Origin of the sequence: Halorubrum sp. Hd13, from assembly GCF_002252755.1 — an archaeon.
Lineage (GTDB): Archaea > Halobacteriota > Halobacteria > Halobacteriales > Haloferacaceae > Halorubrum.
Genome location: NZ_NHOY01000004.1, coordinates 1 through 19084, shown reverse-complemented (window position 1 = coordinate 19084; position 19084 = coordinate 1). Strand labels below are relative to the sequence as shown.

Genomic DNA, 19084 nt, shown 5'->3' with positions numbered 1-19084 from the left:
AACCGCGAAAGTCGTTCGGGAACGGTGACCGCTCGGCAGGGAAAGCTCCCGGCCTCCGGTCGCTGGTGCGGTCGTCAGCATCCGCTCAGGCCGTCCGTGGCGACCACGTGTTCAATCGGTAGATCATCCGCAGCACGGCCAGTACGATTCCAGCGCCGACCAAGACACCGAGATACGACGGTGGGTTCGTCACGGAGACGAGAATACCGATCGCGAACACGGCAAGGCCGACACGGAGAACGGAGTTCCCCGCAATATCCTGTACCACGTCGTCCGGAATCTCTCCAGTCTCGTCGTACCCTGCGAGGAGAAACGTCCACCCGTGGAACTTGATCAGTGCCCCCGCGAACGTCAGGAGGACACCGACTGCGAGCCACTCAAACGCGCCGGAAGACGGCTCTATCACCGGTCGTCACCCCCTCCGGGCGTGATCTCGAAGGTAGTTATCATACCGAACAATCCGGTGTCGGTCTCCTCGATCGAGAGCCCCGCTTCATCGACGATTTCGCTTGGTTCTTGCGTCCAGCGACATCCGCTCTTCGCGTAGTGGGGATCGGCGCGCCACTCTTGGAACCGGGCGATCGGCCTCACATCGCTCCGCCCGTGTTCTATGAGACGGATCGTCCCGTCCGGCTTACAGACTCGATCCATCTCCCGGAGTGCGGCAACCGGATCCGGAAACGTACACGTCGATAGCGCCGAGATCACCGCATCGAAGCTATCGTCCGGAAATGCGAGATCCTGTGCGTCCATCTCCAAGAGCGTCCCGTCTCTCCCGAGATCGGCGAGCTGTTCATCGGCGTTCGACAGCATCTCCGGGCTGATATCGATCCCCACGAGTTCGACTGTCTCGGGCAGGTACCGAAAGTTCGTTCCGGTGCCGCAGGCGACATCTAACACTCTGCCGTCCACGTCGCTGAATCGGTGGCGGCGACGGCGTCCGATGACGATCCGATCGAGCCATTCGAGCCGACTCATCCCGTCCGCGAACTCGGCGTAGGACGCTTTGATCTCCGAGACTGACATCGGCCGGTTCGCTACCGTGCCGCGGTCAGTCCGCTTCGCTTCTCGATGTCGGTCACGTTCCGTGTGTTCTGTTGACGTCATCTCGTTGAACACCGTGTTCCACACTCGGATCGTCGCGCGGCCCACCCATAATATTTATCGAAGTATTGATATATTATTGGAACCGTTTCAAAATCGAATTTGAGCGATATAGCGCGAACACACCTATACGAGTCGAAATCCTCGATTGATGTCAGAAACGGCTCGTTTCGCTAAACGGAATTTTTGTAGTAATTCTATTACGAATTGCGTTTGCTCTGGTCTCTGCGTCGCACGCGCTCAGTGCGTGTGACGGTGGTACTCTCGTCGAGGAACAGTCGGAGCGTGGAGGTGTCACGCCGTAGCTCGACGCGATACTCGTGGGAGTTAGTGCTAACCCGTTCGGAGGTCCACCGGCCGTCGTGAAGATAACGGTTGAACTCCCACACGCCGGATCCCAGAACGTCGACGCCGTGCTCCCAGTGAAACGATATCGACTCCGGATGGTACGCCGCGGCGACGGGCAACGGGAGGCTCAGGAACCGTAAACAGTCCCGACATTCGCTCGTAGTGATGAACGAGACGGGCCGTTCGTCCGGGAACGGGATGTCCGCGGCGTCCTGTACTCCAGTTTCGATACAGCCACCGCAGTCCGGGCACACGCCGCGACGGGCCTTGAGCAGGTCACCGGCTTGCTCTCGGGTTACGGCGTCGATCAGGTCCTCTCCGGTGCGCTCGCGGACCTGGGCCGGCCTGACCCGATACGCGTTTACACCTCGATCGCAGGCCGTACAGTACACCATGAAATACTGGTCTTCAATCACCGCCCGAACCGTCGTCTCACCGCAGAACAGACAGCCACCGTCCGTCTCGATCGGGCTGATTTCAGAAGGCTGACGGTAGTTCTCAGCGAGGACGAAACGGACCAGCTGTTCCCCGGCGTGAGTGAACGCATAGCCGTCGTTATGTTTTCGAAGGAACACCCCTGTGAGTTCTCCGAGGTGGTACGATAGCTTCGACGTGCTGTCGACGTCAACGCGGTCGTAGATGTTGGAAAAAGACAGCGAAGCGATGCCCGTCCGTTTTTCCTCGTGTTGTGCGTACGCGACCGTTCGGAGGATGTCGAGTCGTATCTCGTCGGCCAAGAGGTTGAAGACCTCGTCTGCTGTTCGTTCGGTCTCCATAGGGAGTGACACGTCGCTGTGTTATTGAAACATGATCATGAGGTGTCACGACTGGCACCCGATATCCGTACAATGCGAACTCCACTGACAAGCCCACGACTTCAGTCGTGGGTCACTGACAGAACCGTCTGAGGAACGTCTCGCGGTCGACTCGTCCGGCTCCAGCCGCTAGGAGCGCCTCTTCGAGCCCGTCGCGGGTCTGGTGACAACACTCACGATCACAGGGCTTACAGAGGTACTCGAACTCCTTGCCTTCGCGGCTCCAGCGGTCGCCGTGTTTATCATACTCTCGGGCGTCCTCGCGGTCGAGCGTCGCACCGCAGGCGATACAGGTCACTTCTTGGTTGGCGTCGTCTCCCCACACCCTAGAATCGGACATCGTCATCGATCCACCTCCCCCATGATGGTGTCGAGACTTCCGAGGGTTGCGACGAGATCGGCGACATACTCTCCCTCTGCCATCGCCGGAAGTGCCGACAGGTTCGAGAACGATGGTCCCCGGATTTTGAACCGTGCGGGAGTCTCAGTGCCGTCTGCGCGGATGTAAATTCCGAGTTCACCCTTGGCACCCTCAACGGCCCTGTAGCACTCACCGGACGGTTTCAACGTCCGCGGCACGTTGGCCTGACAGGTTCGATCTGCTTCCGGCCAGTCTGTAAGGAGATCGACGCACTGTTCGACGATGGCTGCCGACTCTTCCATCTCTCGTAGCCGGACAAGCACGCGGGCAAAGTTATCACAGCCGTCCTCGGTGACGATGTCCCACTTGAGACGATCATAGTAGCCGTACGGGTCGTCTCGTCGGAGGTCGTAGTCGATACCGGAGCCGCGAGCGACTGGTCCAGTGACTCCGTACTGCTTTGCCACCTTCGCTGGAAGCTTGCCGGTGTCAACACAACGCAGTTGGAAGACCTCGTTGCTCGTCAACAGGTCGTGGTACTCTTCGAGCTTCCGTGGCAGATCGTTGGTGAAAGCGCGTACGTTCTCGAAGAACTCATCGCGTGGCTCCGGAACGTCCCAGGCAACGCCGCCGACCCGGAAGTAGTTGAACATCATCCGCTGGCCGGTCAGGTCCTCCAATAGATCCTGAACGCGGTCCCGATCTCGAAAACCGTACATAAATGTGGCATTGAACTCGCCGCTAACATCCAGCGCGTACATCGCAGTGAACAACAAGTGCGAGAGGATGCGCGACAGCTCAGCGCTCATCGTCCGGACGACCTGTGCGTACTCCGGAACTTCAATATCGGCTAGGTCTTCGATGACGCGGGCGTACGCCCACTCGTTGAGTAATCCCGCTCCGCCCCAATCCCATCGGTCGGGGTATGGCATGATCTGATGACGATAGGTTCCCCGCTGACACATCTGTTCCTCACACCGGTGGATGTACCCGATATCCGGCTCCACATCGATCACTTGCTCACCATCTAGGACTGCCTCCAGATGGAGCACGCCGTGGGTCGAGGGGTGATGTGGTCCGATGTTGAGAAACATCGTATCACCCTGACGACTGTCCTCTTTGATGGGATTGGCGTGCTCGGAAAGCGACACAATCTGGGGCTGGCTCCGATCGTAGTTCATCGACAGCGGGTGGCCCTGCCAGGTCTCCGGCAGGAGAATCCGTCGCAGGTTCGGGTGCCCTTCGTACGTAATGCCGACGAGGTCGTAGGCCTCCCGTTCGTGCCACTCAGCCGTCCGATAAACCGGCGCGGCCGATTCAGACACCGGGTTATCCTTCGTTGTCGGGACGACGACGGACAGCTCGCACGTCCGGTTGTCGTAGCTGGTGAGGTGATACACTGTCTCGAAGCGGTCTTCGTACTCTTGGGCAGTCACACACGAACAGTGGTCGAACCCCACTTCTGAGCGAAGTACTGAAAGGGCCCTGCGGACCCGGTCGGCACGGATCACGACCGCGGGGGCGTTCTCGTGTACTTCACGGCTGACGACGGCGTCGTCGGGGAGGGCCGTGACCGCCTCATCCGCGAGTCGATCAGCGGTCAAGCGTTGTTGCCGTTGCATCGTCTAGCGGGTGTCAGTTCACGTCCCAGTCTGGTAGGAACGCTGCCTCACCAGTGGTGGTGTATAAATACGGAATCCATGATAATTTAGTCAAATACACTGTATCTCGGTACATGCGCTATCTCACAGTGTTAGTTAAACCAAGTGACGGTGGTGCGTTTCATCCGCTCGGAGAGAAGCTAACAGATGACCCTTCTATTAATCGGCGAGCCATTCACTACGTTGAGCTTCTCGCTGATGACACTGTGCTGTTGTTTGCCGAGGCAAGTGGTAGTCAAGAACGGTACAGACAGATTATGGAGGAGTCATTTCATGTGATCAGTTATCTGACTGCCGGAGCGGACCGTTGGATGGCTGTGAGTCAATTCGAACCGACAGAACCGGTACGACGGGCACTGGAATTACAGCGAGAATCATTTTTGGTGGTTGATACACCTATCCGCTTTACCACTGATGATTCGCTTAAGATAACGTATCTGGGGACTGATGAGATATTCAGAAAATTGTACGAGTACGTCGAGAATGTAGAATATATGTCAGTTGATGTCCTTGAAACGGGTGATTACGAAGCCGACGGATCATCGTTTAGCAGGATGATTACGTCTCGGCAAGAAGAAATTCTGGAGACGGCGGTTGATTTAGGGTATTATAGGGAACCTCGACAAGCATCGCTTGAAGACATCAGTGAGGTCGTTGGAATCACTCCAGGAACGGTCGGTGAACATCTTCGAAAAGTCGAAGAACGTGTATTTAACGAAATCATTCAGTAACTTAAACACTGTTCTATTCTGAGGTACTGCTACGCAGTGTGAGTTAGGGCGTCTATGAGGACAATAGGTCGGTCCGTGCCAGACCCAGCCGATCATTTTCTGTATTCAAAAGTGACCTCATGGGTGCGGCAATTATCGTATTCGGTTACGTACCGTATCCTCGCTCACACGAGAGTACAATTCGATGATCGTGGGATATATTCAAAACACGGTTGGCGTTTCAACCCTCCACTGATGTCAGTCACAACAACCCCCCCGAGTACTGAGGTATCGCTACCAGCCGATCACGACCTGGAATCGACCTATCGCAGCGTTAACGACGTCCAGCTACATGTGGTGGCGGCCGGCGATCCCGATGCTCCACTCGTCGTCCTTCTTCACGGGCACCCCGATTTCTGGTACGGCTGGCGTGACCAGATTATTCCGCTGGTCGAAGCAGGTTTTCGTGTCGTCATTCCTGATCAGCGGGGCTGTAATCTGAGCGAAGCTCCCGATGGGGTTGATGCGTACCGGCTCTCGAATCTCGCATCTGATGTCTGTGAACTGATCTACAGCGAAGGTAGGGAGTCAGCCCACGTAGTCGGACACGATTTTGGTGGCTTTGTCGCTTGGAATGTCGCCCTCCGGCACCCATCGATGGTCAATCACCTCGGGATCTTGAATGTTCCCCACCCGACAGTGTATCAAGAGACCCTCCGGTCGAGCCCCCAACAGATCCTTCGGAGCTGGTATGTGTGGTTCTATCAGGTTCCGAAACTCCCCGAATGGCTTCTGGGCCGAAATGACATGGCCAACATGGTTGATTCCCTCAAAATCACGTCAAATGAGGGTACATTTGATACAGGAACGATTGAGCGCTATAAGGAAGCTTGGCAAAATACCGGCATCAAGCCACGGATCAACTGGTACCGGGGATTCCGTCGGTCAGACAATCCTCCACGCGACACAATTGCCCACCCAACGCTGATTTGCTGGGGGAAGGATGACATCGCTCTCCGCCCTATAATGGCCGAAAAGAGCCTCAATTACTGCGAGAATGGGCAACTTCGGATGTTTCCCGATACATCACACTGGGTCCACCACGAGCGGGAAGAGGTGTCTGAAGAGTTAGTCCAGCATCTCGAATCAAGATGAACGCACAATCATGCTCTCAACTCAGTCACGCCGGAAGCTACTACTGCCCGCCGGAGGCATGCCCTCGATTTCACTTGTTGGGTGTTCGTCTGTCTCGGAGTTCACCCGGGGATCGAGCCCTGTCTTTATTCGTACCCGCAAGGGACTTCGGAATGCCATCGAACGTGTTTTTTGAAAAATAGAATGACAAAATTCTCGGCTACAAATAGTTTCAGCAACGTCGCGCTAGAGACAGCTCAAGGTTGGCTGCGAGCCTTCGCTGTCTCCCACAATTCACGCCTAGCTTAATACGACTGGCTGGTGACCGCCTGGCGCGCAGCCCGTGACGCGATACCTCTGCTTTCCGGGTACAAACCCTCTTTCGTGCCCGGAAAGCCCACCTCTGTGAACGCAAAATTCTCGGCGCTGCTTTACCGGTTGCTATGCTATGTGGGTGCGTGGACATGACGCCACAAATACGCGAAATCGTACGTACGGAACTGCTACGAAGTATCGTCTGGTTCGGAGTCGGACTCGTCGGCTGGCCGCTAGTGACGATGGAAGTTAGTTGGCTCAACACGACACCCCTGACGGTCTTCGGACTTCCCGTGGTCACCTGGGCCGTGCTGACGGCAAGTGCTATCGGAATCCGGACCGTGACCGAGTCGGATCTTCGCGTCCAGACGACAGGCGGAATATCCGTAAGCCTTGCCCTCGGGATCATGCTCGGGGGTGTCGCCGCGGTGTATCTCGTCATAAGAAGTGGATACCCCGCTCGGTGGATCACCCTCGGTTACGTCGCGGTCACGGCCGTGACTTCCCTCTGGTACTGGTACGTTCACCCGACGGGCAGAGGCTCGACAGCGACTACCTGACTCTTCTGGCCAGCCTCACGGTCTCCAAAGCGGTCTCGCTTGCTGAAACAGCACCGCACCGCTCTGTGGCCCCGCCAGAGCAAAACATACAATTTGACTCGCTAAGATATTGCGCGTGACCGACCGATAACACATGGCCCTCCCACCTTGGATCGCAGAAAAGCTGCCCCAGGACAAGCGGGTAAACACCAAACTCACCCGCCGCCACGTCGTCGAAACGATGTATCGAGCAGATCGGCCGTTCTTCTCGCTCCAGCAAATTCAACAGCAGATCAAGCCAGACGTCTCAAAGGTGACTGTCCGGAACCGGTTAACGGAACTCGAGGAACACGGGGTCGTCACGACGGAGTCGTTCGCTGATTCACTGACCTTGTACTATCTCAACCATCCTGAGTCGGAGTGGCCGCTGTCGCCGGAAGGAAAACAAGCGCTGACAGCTGACGAGACTACTCCGACGCATCCCCTCCGCGAATTCCTTGACCACCCACGCGTCCGTTCAATCTTCCGAGAAGAGCTCTTGCGGAGCATTGGCTGGGCGGCACTCGGGATAGTTGGGTGGCCAATATTGCTCAGTGAGTCTCCACAGTTACCGGTCACCATATGGACAGTGTTCGGGCTCCCGGTCTTGACCTGGGCGACACTTACTGTGGCGATGATCAGCGTCCGGTTGATGACGGGGAGCGACCTCCAAGTTCAGTCACAAGAAGGGTTACATGTCGTCTCACTGTGTGGGATTCTATTAGCCGGATTCTGGGTAGCGTTCGCGATTTTTATTTTGGACTGGCCGCCACTGCCGACAGTCAGTGTGTATCTTCTCGCGACAGTCTCCTACTTGATCATCTATATACGGGTTGTCCTACCGCAAACTGATCTCCCGGTCACCACGTAATCTCTCGCCGACGCTGGTGGCGCTGACGACTCACAGTAACTGACAGCCCCCCAGACTGGCGGCGGACAATTTAAAACCCAGTATGAGTTCTTTTACTCTCGGCTTACAGGCTCGCTAGCATCTCTGGTGGGTGCCACCGTTGCGCGGATTTCACGGACAAGACTGAGGACAGATTCCCACTGCTCTCGAGACCCGGGGATTGCGTACTCTTCACTCCCCATGTACTCCGCGAGCGTTGTCTGGACGTTCTTCGGGTTATCAACCCGCCGAAACTCCAGATCGCGTCCTCCGGCGACCTCAACGGACACTTTCCCATAACCGAAAAACGAGCCTGTGACGGACTGAGAAAACGAAGTGTTCTGGATTTTATCGACATGGACACGACGAACGGTTCGTCCGAGGACGCCCCGCTTTGCCCATACTGCTCGGGTCGTCAAGAGATACTGCGTCCGTCGTACCCTGAGTAGCCCCCAACTGAGAACCGCAACGCCGATGGGCACCCCCGCGAACAACCAGAAGTCGACGCTAACAGCGCCGACAAGGGCAAACACAGAGATGGCGCTTCCGACGATTATGTCTGGAAGAGCCGCTGAGAGACGCGGGCGACCCTTCCAGACAACGCGTTCATCGTCGTGTTGATACCACCAGCTGTCACTCATCTGTGTTACTTGTGTCAGTATGGATTGCCTCGTCAGTAGACGGGGCAGTCGAATCGGCCTGGGACCCGCTCTGGTCGTCGGCGACCGCCTGCCGAATGACGCGCAGTTCCATAAGAATCGAATCAAGAACATCCTCTTTCGTCGAGTCGGACTCGGTCTGCTGTCGGCTGTCAATTTCTCTGGCGATCAGTTCCTGAACTGCTGCCGGGGCAGGGATACTCCGAAACTGAAGTTCGATCCCAGATCCGCCCGCTGTACTGACGTCAACGGAGCCGTATCCAAAGTACGAGCCGAGCGCCGACTGTGAGTACGAGATGTTTTGGACTTTGTCGAACCCAATCTGTTGGACGTCACGTGAGAGTACCCCACGTTTGCTGTAGAGGCCGCGATTGGTGACCACGTAGTTCGTATTGGTGTACTGAAGATAGGACGCAGCAACGATTGGGATGCCAATAAGGACGAGTGACAGCGGAATCCCGATGATAAACGCAGGAAGGACGCTGTACTTGTGCGGGGTACTCGACCACTGGATAGACTCGCCGTCTTCAAGCGTGAGCCAGTCGAGATCCAGCTCTGAGGAATCCGTTGAGCCGTCTTCCGATATGTCCTGGAGGGCCGTATCAGACATACATTATCCCAGATGACCGACCCTCAAAATAGTGGGGAAATCCACGGTTCGAAACGCAGTGTCGCAAGAGGTAGCTGAACGGGTATCGAGGAGACGGAACACGACGCCAAATGCCCGGCCACATCGCTGGCGCAGATCGGTCAAAAACCGCCCCAGAAGCCAGTGGAGAGCGCGAGAAATGATGGGTGATCCCACCAGACTATGCCACGGCGATGGGATATGCTCATCAGTCGGATACTTATTTGAATACCGCCTCCGACCGGCGGCTACCTCAACGGTGTACCCTTTCGAATGTTAATCCCAGAGCAGTGTTTCAATCCCCGAAACGCGAATCCACTGGATCTTAGGTGAGTAGGGGCGCGACAAAGATCACGGCATTAAAAACACCGTGAACGAGCGCAGGGGCGACGAAGGTACTGGTCCGTTCGAACACCCACCCGAATATCCTTCCCATCACGGAGTAATAAAGCGTCATATGGGCAACTGCGGCAATCGGCGGCGACAGAAGGAGGACCGGGTAGACGTGAAACAGCGCAAACACGAGGCTGGCCGTACCGATCGCGGTTCTAGCCGAGAACGACGCACGGAGTCGCTGCTGGATGACGCCCCGGAAAAAGAACTCCTCGACAGGACCGATCAACGCAAGCGACAGGACTGCCGCGATGACGAGGCCGACACCCGTCGGTGCTGCGAGATTTGTGTACTGCATGAATCCAGGAGAGAGTTCGACGCTCGGAAGAACCGCGTCAGTGCTTACAAGCGAGAGGAACGCGGTCGCGAAACTCAGCCCCAGTCCGCCGACAAGAGCAGGAACGCCGTCTCGGTCTGGAACGTGAATCGGGACTTGGAACGACGAGCGAAATGAAACGTACCCGATACCAACGAGCAGGAATGAAAGTTCGGTCGCGATGCTTCCAGCGATAAATATGAGCGTCGCTCCGGCATCGGAACCGACGGCTGAGACAGCGGCGAGTGAGGCAGCCAAGTTCAACACGACAGTGATCGGTATCGTGAAGGCGAGAAACGCCACCGCACTGGCGACACCAGTCTCATCATTAAGTTGATTCGGAACGGTCGCTTCTAGCGTGGAGGGCAAATCGACCATAGATGACGGAACGGGTGACTGGGTGGTAAGTGTTATCTGGACGACCATTAAGTTGGTTCAGTAACAAATCAAATACCCGACCGGAAACAACAGCACTATCATACACCAATGACGGGTGAGCGTGAGGCAAGTGAGTCGGCGTATGCAGCGTTGACCGACGAGACTCGGGTCCGAATCCTGCTAACTCTCGCAGATCGGTACGACGAAGCGTGGTCGTCCGGGTGGCCAACGTTCTCCGAGTTACGAGAGCAAGTGGGCGTCGAGGACACAAGCCGATTCAGTTACCACCTGTCTGAGCTTCAAGACGGCTTCATTCAGAAGGTGGACGGGCGGTACCGTCCCCGAATAGCCGCCTTGGAAATCGTCGCCGCAATTCGGGCGGGGAGTTATAAGACACAAAATGGCGACAAACGGTACGAAATCGAAGAGCAGGAGACGGAGTATGGGTGTCCCCACTGCGATCGGAATCTCGTCGCCGCGTACCGAGAGCACTACCTATATATCGGCTGTCCGGACCACGGCGCCGCTGTGGCGTACCCGACGCCGCCGCGAGCAACTGAAAACCGGTCACTCGACGCAGTTATCGATGTCACGCTCCGAAACCACGCGTGTGATATCCGGCTCTTGCGTAACGGGGTTTGCCCGCACTGTTGGGGATCAGCGGGGTTGTCGCTCCCCCGTGACTCCGTTCCAGAGACGTATCTCCACCAAGACGTACCGTATGCCACCGCGGCATGTGACACCTGCTGGCTGTCGTATCCGATCCCGATCGCACAGACGGTCCTGGGGCATCACGCCGTTGAGGCACTGTACGCGACACACGGCCTGCGTCCGCGTGATGCGCAGATCGGACCGCACAGTCTTACGGAGGTAAGCAACGTGCGTACCGGTGACGCGGTGCCGACCGCCGCACAGGTTGTAGTCCGTCTCGCTGACGGGTCAGTCGAGTTCGATCTCGACGAAAACTGTCGCATTCGTCGCTACGACGCGAGCGATACAGGACTGACACAGTGACCACGGCGACAATACCGTTGGAAGCTTCACAGAGACACTGATTTTAGCTGAATACAGGCGGTAATCCCCCTTCCTCAACGAGCAGCGCAGTCCGCCCAAGCGGACAAGCAGCGCAGTAGGGAGAGGATACACCGCCGTCATCGTCTCTCAGACACGTGCTTGTTGCCGGGGCACAGGCCCACGGGGCGACTACTTTCACTCCGGACGGCCAGGGTTGATACGTCTGTCACGCCTCTCTCGAAGTGCGTGGAATGAACTACAACTACAGGTATCGCCTCAAGCCAACCGAGCGGCAGCGAGAAACGTTGGACTACCACCGCGATACCTGTCGACAACTCTACAACCACGCCCTGTACCGGTTCAACCAGATCCCCGAACACGAGGGCACCGTTAAACAGCGTGTGCGGAAGATTCGTGACGAACTTCCCGACCTCAAAGACTGGTGGGATGCACTCACCGACGTGTATTCGAAAGTACTTCAGCCCACAGTCATGCGGATTGCCAAGAATATCACCGCTCTCGGGAAGCTCAAAGAACAGGGCTACACCGTCGGTGAACTTCGGTGGAAGTCGCCTCGGGAGTTTCGCAGTTTCACCTACAACCAGTCTGGCTTCGAACTCGACAAGAAGGGTGGTCAGACCGTGTTGTCTCTGTCGAAACTCGCGGATATCCCCATCGAACACCACCGATCGCTGCCTGACGAAGCCACGATCAAGGAAGTCACGCTCAAACAGGAGAAAACCGGCGAGTGGTTCGCTATCTTCGGTATCGAGATGGACACAGACCCGCCGGCCAAGCCACCGTTGGAGGATGTTGGCACTGACGAGATGGTCGGGGTCGACGTGGGCATCCTGAAGTATGCCCACGACACTGACGGAACGGCAGTCGAATCGCTCGACCTCTCGGAAGAACGCGACAGACTCGAACGGGAGCAACGGAACCTCTCACGCAAAGAGTACGAGTCGAACAACTGGAAGAACCAACGTCAGCGTGTCGCTGCGTGTCACCAGAAAATCAAGCGCAAACGGCGTGATTTCCTACACAAACTCTCGAACTACTACGCTCGGGAGTACGAACTGGTGGCCGTCGAAGACCTCGATGTCAAAGGGATGCTCGAATCACCGCGAAACAGCCGCAATACGGCGTCAGCGGCGTGGAATATCTTCACCGATATGCTCGAAACGAAGTGTGAGCGTGAAGGCACGCACTTCGTGGAAGTTGAACCCGAAGGAACCTCCAAAGAGTGCGCTCAGTGTGGTGTCGAAACCGACAAGCCGCTGTGGGTGCGTGAACACTCCTGTCCTGCCTGTGGTTTCAAGGCGGACAGAGACGCAAACGCAGCGTGGAACATTCTTTCTCGCGGACTCACCAAACTAGGAGTGGGCCACTCCAAAGGAACGCCTGTGGAGACTGCGCTCCCTGCGGACACCGCGGTTGTGTCTACAAAGCGCGTCGTAGAAACAGGAAGCCCCTGCCTCAAGGAGCCGCCGAAGGCGGTGAGTAGGCAGGGGTAGTTCACCTGTGTTTCTCCGCCCGAGACACGGAACAGGAAGTATACGGGAGACGACCGATCAGCCGGTATGACAGACGACGCCTCAACGGGCGGGCCTAGCTCCAAGGTTGACCGAGCTACGTCACACTCTGACACTTACTCGGATCGGGCGTACACGTGGCTTTCACGGAACGGGCTCTACGTCTGGGCCGGGATTTCCGTAGTGGTGATGGCGCTCGCAGCACTTGCTGTCCCGCTTTTGGCCTTCGGGTCATTAGCAGCGATCGGCGGAGAAGGGTCGATACTCGCTGGCGGAACCGCCATCGTTCTCCTCTGTACTGTCTTGCTACTCGGTTTGGCAGTCGTACTACTCAGTTACGCATACTTAGAGGTAGATCGTCGAGGGATCCCGTTCGTCGGAGACCGCAGTACGCAGACGTTAGCCTATGATAGCATCCGAACGATAGAGACGGTCGCGGCGGGAACGTTCGTCGGCGGACTCCTCACAATGCTCGGACTCGCGGTTTCAGTGGGTAACGTTCCAACAATACTCTCAGTTACCGTGCTAGCAGCCGCTATCGGACTCCCGATAACAGTGTTGGTACACGCAGCCGGGCGCTTTGTGTTGCTTGTTGCTGACACGGGCTAGGAACCCGCTGTCGAATGCATACTCGCGAAACTGTTTTCCCCCGGTTAGCTGGTCTCGTTTGTCTGACCGAGATCCGAGAACGACTCTCCGACTCGAAGCGCGATCGGTTCACTTTGGTCGCTCGAGCCGATAGAGATGGCGACGATTTCCTCTTCAGTATTAGTAATCGGAAATCGCTGATTCAGCTGTGAAGTCCCTGCTATCACGGTATCCGCGAGCTCCAAGTCAACTTGATACTCGCCGGTGGTGGTCCATACGTCGGCGTAGGCGACGATATTACTCTCACCGTCTGACTCGGTAGAGGGAACGTCGAACGGTGTATCGAGGACCGTCTCTCCATCGGGGTCTACGACTTCGATCGACCCGCTGACCTCCTGATTCAGCTGGTTGAGGAGGTTGACTTGTTCGAAGACTCGGTTGCCGATCGCATTAAGCAGTGTCGAGCAGCCGGCGGTAGACGCTACGGCGGCGCTGGCCCCGATTGCGAGGGCTTGACGTCGCGTCACGGAGTCGAATGACGAACGCGTGTGTTGATTCATCGTTGGAGGGCGTATTGCTATTGACATTGTTGTGAATTAATGCTGTTCGGAGTGTTTCTAGTGGTGAAATCGATCGATGGAGTGCTTCCGTGACACCGCTGTGATTGCGTCCGAGAACAGGAGTTCACGGTTCTGCTGCGTGTTGATCGCGAGTCTCACGACGTGACCCAATGTCTCGAAGCTCGATCGGAGGTGATCGCGGAACGCGTCCGCTGTTTCGGCGTAGATACCGATGATCGTAACACCTCAAATCGGCGCGCTCTCAACTGGGGGATCCATCGTGTATTGTGTCGGGTGTCAGCGCAGCACGTTTGGCAAAGAAAGGTGAACGGCAGTTCCGCCATCGGTGGGCCGCTCGAACTCGATACCGCCACCGAGTTGCCGAACACCCCAGTTGACAAGCCAGAGGCCGATCCCGTGATTGTGCTGGAACGGCGATTCACCGTCGGCTCGGAACGGAGTGAGCACGCGGTCAGGGATGCCGGGTCCGTCGTCACGCACCGTGATTCGCGTCTCATCATTAGCCGTAGACGGCGTCGTCTCAATTTCGACGTCCGGGGAGTCGCCACCGTGTTCGACGGCGTTCTCGACGAGCTCGCTTAAGACCAGCCGAAAGACAGCTGTATCAGCTGGTGCGGGAGCCTCCGCGGAGTACAGTTGAATCGTCGCTTCGTCGTGAGACTCACGGAGGTCGGCGACGACAGACTCCAGTACTGTTCCGACTCTGCGATTTTCCGGTTGGTCGTTGTCCTGAAGCATCTGACTGGCGGCACGCGCCTTACCGCTCAGTTCCAAGAGACTGTTCGCGATGTCGTGAACGCTTTCGGCGTATCCTCGGACGACCTCGTCTTCCGCCGTCTCTTCAATTGCAGCCGTGTATCCCAAGACCGCATCCATATCGTTCCGCACGTTGTGCCTCAGCACGCGGTTCAACACTTGAACCCGCTCTTCGCGGTCACGCCGTCCGGTGACGTCACGAGCGATAGTGACCACACGCTGCTCGCCGCCAATCTCTGTTAACGTCGCGTTGACCTCAAGCCATACTACCTCGCCGCTGGCGGTCCGCAGCGCCCACTCGATGTCTCTCGCCGGATCACCGGATTTGGCCACGTCGCGGACGACCTCTCCGATCGTGTCCGCATCGAATCCGAGTGCCGTCGCCGTCACCTCTTCTGGGTCCATATCGATGATCGTGTCGCGGTCATATCCCAGGAGCTCACACATGGTGTCGTTGACGTCGAGCAGCTCCGCAGTCTGCGGGTCGTAGATCCCGATCACGTCCGTCACGCCGTTGAAGATCTGTTCGAACTCTCGTTCGCGACGCTTCCGCTCCGTGATATCACGCTGGATCGACAGGACTCGCTGTTCACCACCGATCTCAGCCGTCGCCAACGTGACCTCGATCCATGATTGCTCCTCGTCCGGCGGCGCGACTTTCCACTCGATGGTCTTCGGTTCACCGGAACCGGCGACAGTCTGAATTAGTTCTTTGCCGCGTTCCGCTGTGTACCCGTCCCCAGTCGCGCTGAGACCCTCGATACCGAGTTCGCGAATGCGCTCGAGATCGTCGCACCCTACAAGCTCGTGATACGAATCGTTGACACTGGTAAAGGAGATTGTCTGCGGGTCGAAGATAGCGATAGCGTCGTTGACTCCATTGAAGATCTGCTCGTACTCCCGCTCGCGACGTTTCTGTTCTGTAATATCGCGCATCAACGAGAGGACACGTCGCTGGCCGCCTACAGTCGCGACTGTGAGGTTCGCTTCGATGAGACGGTGGTCGCCCTCGGCAGTCTCAATTCGCCACTCGACTGTTTCATCCTCCTCGTCTTCGCCGACATCGGTGATGAGCCGTCTCGCGCGCTCATCAGTGTACCCCTCTTCGGGGACACTGAGGTCGTTGATTCCTTGTTGAAGAATCGTGTCGTAGTCGTATCCGAACAGTTCGACGTAACTGTCGTTCACATCTACCATTTCACCCGTGTCGGGGTCGTGGACTGCGATCGCAGTGGTAACCCCGTTGAATATCTGCTCGTACTCGCGCTCACGGCGTCGCGCATCGGTGACATCCCGAATGACCCCAACGATTCGGTCAACGGCACCGCCCGGGCCGCGGCTCGGATAGCCGCGTACCTCAACCCAACGTGTCTCACCGTCCACGCGGAGTCGGTGACTGAACGTGTACGGCCCCGACTCCTCCCCGCGGATGTGTTCGCTCATGGCGACGAGGTCCGAGTGGTACGCCTCGCGGTCGTCCGGATGAACGGCGTCGAGAACGGCCATCGGGTCGTCATACAGGCGTTCGACCGGTTGGTCGAACAAATCCGCGTAGGCCTCGTTGATAAAGAGAACCTCCGAGAGGTCCGCACGTGCCAGATAGACGACCTCATCGATATGAGTCGAGATCTCGCGGAACTGACGGCGCTGCCGTCGACGGTCGGTCACGTCCGTGGCGGTCGCCAACACCAGTTCCTGATCGTCTATCGTGACTGTCGTCAGCGTCGCTTCGACCCAGACGTGTTCGCCGTCGGCCGTCTCAAGCGGCCATTCAATTGGACCGACGGTTCCGCTCTCCGTCGCGGAGGTGATAATCTCCATAGCAGCGGCCTGATCGTACCCGTCGATACTCGCAGTGTAATCGCCAACCTGCATCGAAATGAGCTCCGCTCGGTCATACTTCAGCAACTCACAGAGCCGCCGATTCGCGTGGATCAACTCTCCCGTCCGGGGGTCATGAAGCGTCAGTGGCTCAGAGACGTTGTCGTAGATGGTCCGATAGTCGGCAGTCGGCCGTTCCTCCGTCGCGGTAACCGCCCGCTTGAGCACTGTCGTCGGCGATTGCGCGAGCAGTTCCCACGGCAGATACTCCGTCACACCGGCCTCAAGCGCTTCGGCGATCGATGCCTCCGTAGGGGCGACGTACACCACCGGTGGGGCGGAGTCACGGGCGGCGTTCCGGACCGTCCAGTTGCTGACCTCGGTCAGTGACGCGGCTGTATCGGCGTCTGTCCGGTCGACGCTGCCCGACTCAGGCGTTACCGCGGCAACCACGCAATCGAACTCCTCGACTGAGCCGGGAGCGTCACGTCCGGCAGGTGCTATTGAAACAGCCACGTCGAGCGAATCCTGCGCGTCTTGGAGCGTCGTTTCGACCGACGCTGGCCCCACCACGCCAATTGTCGGGTGTCGTTGCGTGAAAACCTCGGGCATTCTCTCTGTGAGTTGAAGTTTATAGAACAATAACGCTACGCTCGTGCTACCGGTTGTTTGGGCCGGTAGATGGCTAATTTATCCTCTCTATAGCCGGATTGACGCCCTCCCACAGTTGAGACCGTGGAGGTCTTCCGATGAAGGATATTGGCTATGTCGTTCCACCGAGGCAAGTTTTCCACCGCCTGTACTCCGGTTAGTACGCTCTTGGTTGGGGTGTGCCCTATTGATGGAGTGTGGTCTCTCTGACCAGTTGCGGTCGTCCCACGTGAAGCGCACAGACCATGCCACCGGCCCGACTTCTGATTTCGAGGTGTACTGGTGGTTGCAGATGTACGTCCTCGACTCTCTGTCGCCATCTAGTCGACAGACGTTGATTCAGGCCGTCTCAAGAATTTTAGCTCTATTGAATTGACATCCTCCTCCGCCTGAAGGCTGAGGAATCCCGAGCGGTGGGAGTTTCAGGTTCGCAACCATGACTCCGCCGCTTTACGGGAGTTCACATCTAACCCAGTCGTCGTGGTTGGTGGCTGACTGGCGGTGCCAAACCGCCGATACTCCTATGCTCGACGCCGTTGATTCCATCTGTTGTTTGTGCCACAGGGAGTTGCTGACGCGTCGCCGGACTCGGAGTTATCTTCGGGTTGCTTGACCGACAGGCACAACGACGAACCCTCCGAGGATTCGCGTTCACCACGTCGGTGTTTCGGATACTGTCTCATTGAATGGCGGAGAGACCGCCTCCGGAGGTTGTTCGAAATCCTCTCTGTTCTGAATTGACTATCGTGTCATGGTTTTGGGAGCTTCAAAGTATGTATTAGAAACTCGAACTAATCCGTCGGACGTGTATTAATTCCATGTTGTCGGATTCATCCTGCGGCTAGCCGCAGCTGTTCTCCTTGACTTCGTATAATTGCTTTGTTGAAACCATTGGTCGCTGATAGTTTGTCGAGGCTGTGCTACATGCAGAGCGCGTATCTACCCCGAGACGACCTTTCGGTAGCCTTTCCGGAAAAGTTGCCCCGCACCTAGGATAGTAAGCACTACTGCGCCAGTTACAACCGCTGAGTGAACGATTTTATACGATGGAAACGGCGTGTATCGACCGAGAATGAGCAGCGTCGTCGCTATTATCCACAGAATATACAATCCGATACCAGTTTGATAGAGGGCCTTGCGCTGATTGGACTTTGGAAAGCTGTACTCTTCTTTTTGATGTCCTCCTGTTGAATATCCTTTCTGCATCTCGCACGCCGATCCTATCACCGCTTAACGATTTCAACAGAACCAGCTCTGTTGGAATCCTCAGAATTTGATACATCTTACCGCGGTTTCGGTCACTACAGAACATTCACAAACTACCCTGAAAGGGAGAGCATATATCTCACGCCAAATGGTACTTATCTATACAAGATGAATCCCTATCGCAAATTTATGTTTATTGCGCTGGCTTGTCTGCTGGTTGGTGTCCCTCTTTGGACGTTGGTTCTAGCCCCGAGTGAGTTTTCACCTGCTATGGTTCTAGACCCGGGATTTTGGATAGCCGTAGTAGCCGGGTTTGCTATCCTTCTCTTTGGTTTTTGGATAGGGGAACGAACAGATACCGGTGAATAAGCGCACCTGCTGAGCGGCTGTTATACGCGATATTATATCTGAAGAATAGGATTTCAACAGTACTTGAGCAGCAACTATAGTATCTGAGAAACTGCTAGTGGGCGCTGCTCCCGTTGAGTCACCAATTGCTTGAGCAGCAACTATAATATCTGAGAAACTATATTTCGATATCACAGTTACTAATCATACTCATAAGCTGAGTTCCTCACAGTTTTAATACCTCTATTTTTGCCACTCTTTTGACTTCACTCGTGAATCCACTCGTCAGCAGTTTCTG

17 protein-coding genes are annotated in these 19084 nt (G+C 56.5%); 7 read left to right on the top strand and 10 right to left on the bottom strand.

What is annotated here, in order from left to right:
• Nucleotides 1–85 precede the first annotated feature (85 nt).
• The 5 genes from DJ81_RS00460 to DJ81_RS00440 all read right to left on the bottom strand — a co-directional run bounded on the left by DJ81_RS00460 (nucleotide 86) and on the right by DJ81_RS00440 (nucleotide 4250).
• Entirely contained in the window at nucleotides 86–406 is a 321-nt protein-coding gene (locus DJ81_RS00460) for a hypothetical protein (RefSeq protein ID WP_094523940.1), read from the bottom strand.
• Nucleotides 403–978 carry a class I SAM-dependent methyltransferase gene (locus DJ81_RS00455; RefSeq protein WP_342764956.1) on the bottom strand — a complete coding sequence of 192 codons (576 nt, stop codon included), beginning with the start codon at nucleotides 976–978 and terminating at the stop codon, nucleotides 403–405. Before DJ81_RS00455 ends, DJ81_RS00460 begins: the two co-directional genes overlap by 4 nt.
• A 326-nt stretch (nucleotides 979–1304) precedes the next feature.
• Nucleotides 1305–2228 carry a helix-turn-helix domain-containing protein gene (locus tag DJ81_RS00450; RefSeq protein WP_094527954.1) on the bottom strand — a complete coding sequence of 308 codons (924 nt, stop codon included), beginning with the start codon at nucleotides 2226–2228 and terminating at the stop codon, nucleotides 1305–1307.
• Nucleotides 2229–2340: 112 nt separating this feature from the next.
• A complete protein-coding gene (locus tag DJ81_RS00445; protein WP_394338274.1) occupies nucleotides 2341–2613 on the bottom strand; it encodes a hypothetical protein in 273 nt (90 codons plus the stop codon).
• A complete protein-coding gene (locus DJ81_RS00440) occupies nucleotides 2610–4250 on the bottom strand; it encodes an NADH-quinone oxidoreductase subunit D (protein WP_094587917.1) in 1641 nt (546 codons plus the stop codon). Before DJ81_RS00440 ends, DJ81_RS00445 begins: the two co-directional genes overlap by 4 nt.
• 113 nt (nucleotides 4251–4363) lie before the next feature.
• On the opposite strand from DJ81_RS00440, the gene DJ81_RS00435 reads away from it, so the two are divergent.
• From DJ81_RS00435 to DJ81_RS00415, 4 genes are all read left to right on the top strand, one after another.
• Nucleotides 4364–5020, top strand: a complete 657-nt coding sequence (locus DJ81_RS00435; RefSeq protein WP_094527956.1) for a helix-turn-helix domain-containing protein — start codon at nucleotides 4364–4366, stop codon at nucleotides 5018–5020.
• Between the two features lie 234 nt (nucleotides 5021–5254).
• On the top strand, nucleotides 5255–6154 hold the full coding sequence (locus DJ81_RS00430; RefSeq protein ID WP_094558228.1) for an alpha/beta fold hydrolase: 900 nt from the start codon (nucleotides 5255–5257) through the stop codon (nucleotides 6152–6154).
• 437 nt (nucleotides 6155–6591) lie between these two features.
• Nucleotides 6592–7008: a hypothetical protein gene (locus DJ81_RS00420; protein WP_198948007.1), complete on the top strand. Its 417-nt coding sequence runs from the start codon at nucleotides 6592–6594 to the stop codon at nucleotides 7006–7008.
• Nucleotides 7009–7141: 133 nt separating this feature from the next.
• A complete protein-coding gene (locus tag DJ81_RS00415; RefSeq protein WP_094523945.1) occupies nucleotides 7142–7897 on the top strand; it encodes a transcriptional repressor in 756 nt (251 codons plus the stop codon).
• Nucleotides 7898–7989: 92 nt separating this feature from the next.
• Here the strand turns inward: DJ81_RS00415 and DJ81_RS00410 are convergent, their stop codons facing one another.
• From DJ81_RS00410 to DJ81_RS00400, 3 genes are all read right to left on the bottom strand, one after another.
• Nucleotides 7990–8556 carry a PH domain-containing protein gene (locus tag DJ81_RS00410; RefSeq protein ID WP_094523946.1) on the bottom strand — a complete coding sequence of 189 codons (567 nt, stop codon included), beginning with the start codon at nucleotides 8554–8556 and terminating at the stop codon, nucleotides 7990–7992.
• Nucleotides 8549–9184: a PH domain-containing protein gene (locus DJ81_RS00405; protein ID WP_094523947.1), complete on the bottom strand. Its 636-nt coding sequence runs from the start codon at nucleotides 9182–9184 to the stop codon at nucleotides 8549–8551. The genes DJ81_RS00410 and DJ81_RS00405 overlap by 8 nt, the downstream gene beginning before the upstream one ends.
• Nucleotides 9185–9527: 343 nt before the next feature.
• Nucleotides 9528–10289 carry a CPBP family intramembrane glutamic endopeptidase gene (locus DJ81_RS00400; protein ID WP_094526489.1) on the bottom strand — a complete coding sequence of 254 codons (762 nt, stop codon included), beginning with the start codon at nucleotides 10287–10289 and terminating at the stop codon, nucleotides 9528–9530.
• Nucleotides 10290–10397: 108 nt separating this feature from the next.
• Between DJ81_RS00400 and DJ81_RS00395 the strand changes: the two genes are divergently transcribed.
• The 3 genes from DJ81_RS00395 to DJ81_RS18570 all read left to right on the top strand — a co-directional run bounded on the left by DJ81_RS00395 (nucleotide 10398) and on the right by DJ81_RS18570 (nucleotide 13444).
• On the top strand, nucleotides 10398–11303 hold the full coding sequence (locus tag DJ81_RS00395; protein ID WP_094523949.1) for a helix-turn-helix transcriptional regulator: 906 nt from the start codon (nucleotides 10398–10400) through the stop codon (nucleotides 11301–11303).
• 251 nt (nucleotides 11304–11554) lie between these two features.
• Nucleotides 11555–12817 carry an RNA-guided endonuclease TnpB family protein gene (locus DJ81_RS00390; protein WP_094526490.1) on the top strand — a complete coding sequence of 421 codons (1263 nt, stop codon included), beginning with the start codon at nucleotides 11555–11557 and terminating at the stop codon, nucleotides 12815–12817.
• Nucleotides 12818–12883: 66 nt separating this feature from the next.
• Nucleotides 12884–13444: a hypothetical protein gene (locus tag DJ81_RS18570; RefSeq protein WP_141212497.1), complete on the top strand. Its 561-nt coding sequence runs from the start codon at nucleotides 12884–12886 to the stop codon at nucleotides 13442–13444.
• A gap of 44 nt (nucleotides 13445–13488) precedes the next feature.
• On the opposite strand, the gene DJ81_RS00385 is transcribed toward DJ81_RS18570, so the two are convergent.
• Nucleotides 13489–13950, bottom strand: coding sequence for a hypothetical protein (locus DJ81_RS00385; RefSeq protein WP_249269034.1), 462 nt, complete (start codon nucleotides 13948–13950; stop codon nucleotides 13489–13491).
• 330 nt (nucleotides 13951–14280) lie between these two features.
• The gene (locus DJ81_RS00380; protein ID WP_094587912.1) at nucleotides 14281–17193 is read right to left on the bottom strand and encodes a PAS domain S-box protein; all 2913 of its coding nucleotides are present in this window, start codon (nucleotides 17191–17193) and stop codon (nucleotides 14281–14283) included.
• Between the last annotated feature and the right edge of the window lie 1891 nt (nucleotides 17194–19084).

Coding starts and splice junctions, on each gene's coding strand:
- DJ81_RS00455 (WP_342764956.1), bottom strand. CDS start 978: ATGAGTCGGCTCGAATGGCTCGATCGGATCGTCATCGGACGCCGTCGC.
- DJ81_RS00450 (WP_094527954.1), bottom strand. CDS start 2,228: ATGGAGACCGAACGAACAGCAGACGAGGTCTTCAACCTCTTGGCCGAC.
- DJ81_RS00445 (WP_394338274.1), bottom strand. CDS start 2,613: ATGACGATGTCCGATTCTAGGGTGTGGGGAGACGACGCCAACCAAGAA.
- DJ81_RS00440 (WP_094587917.1), bottom strand. CDS start 4,250: ATGCAACGGCAACAACGCTTGACCGCTGATCGACTCGCGGATGAGGCG.
- DJ81_RS00435 (WP_094527956.1), top strand. CDS start 4,364: ATGCGCTATCTCACAGTGTTAGTTAAACCAAGTGACGGTGGTGCGTTT.
- DJ81_RS00430 (WP_094558228.1), top strand. CDS start 5,255: ATGTCAGTCACAACAACCCCCCCGAGTACTGAGGTATCGCTACCAGCC.
- DJ81_RS00415 (WP_094523945.1), top strand. CDS start 7,142: ATGGCCCTCCCACCTTGGATCGCAGAAAAGCTGCCCCAGGACAAGCGG.
- DJ81_RS00410 (WP_094523946.1), bottom strand. CDS start 8,556: ATGAGTGACAGCTGGTGGTATCAACACGACGATGAACGCGTTGTCTGG.
- DJ81_RS00405 (WP_094523947.1), bottom strand. CDS start 9,184: ATGTCTGATACGGCCCTCCAGGACATATCGGAAGACGGCTCAACGGAT.
- DJ81_RS00400 (WP_094526489.1), bottom strand. CDS start 10,289: ATGGTCGATTTGCCCTCCACGCTAGAAGCGACCGTTCCGAATCAACTT.
- DJ81_RS00395 (WP_094523949.1), top strand. CDS start 10,398: ATGACGGGTGAGCGTGAGGCAAGTGAGTCGGCGTATGCAGCGTTGACC.
- DJ81_RS00390 (WP_094526490.1), top strand. CDS start 11,555: ATGAACTACAACTACAGGTATCGCCTCAAGCCAACCGAGCGGCAGCGA.
- DJ81_RS18570 (WP_141212497.1), top strand. CDS start 12,884: ATGACAGACGACGCCTCAACGGGCGGGCCTAGCTCCAAGGTTGACCGA.
- DJ81_RS00380 (WP_094587912.1), bottom strand. CDS start 17,193: ATGCCCGAGGTTTTCACGCAACGACACCCGACAATTGGCGTGGTGGGG.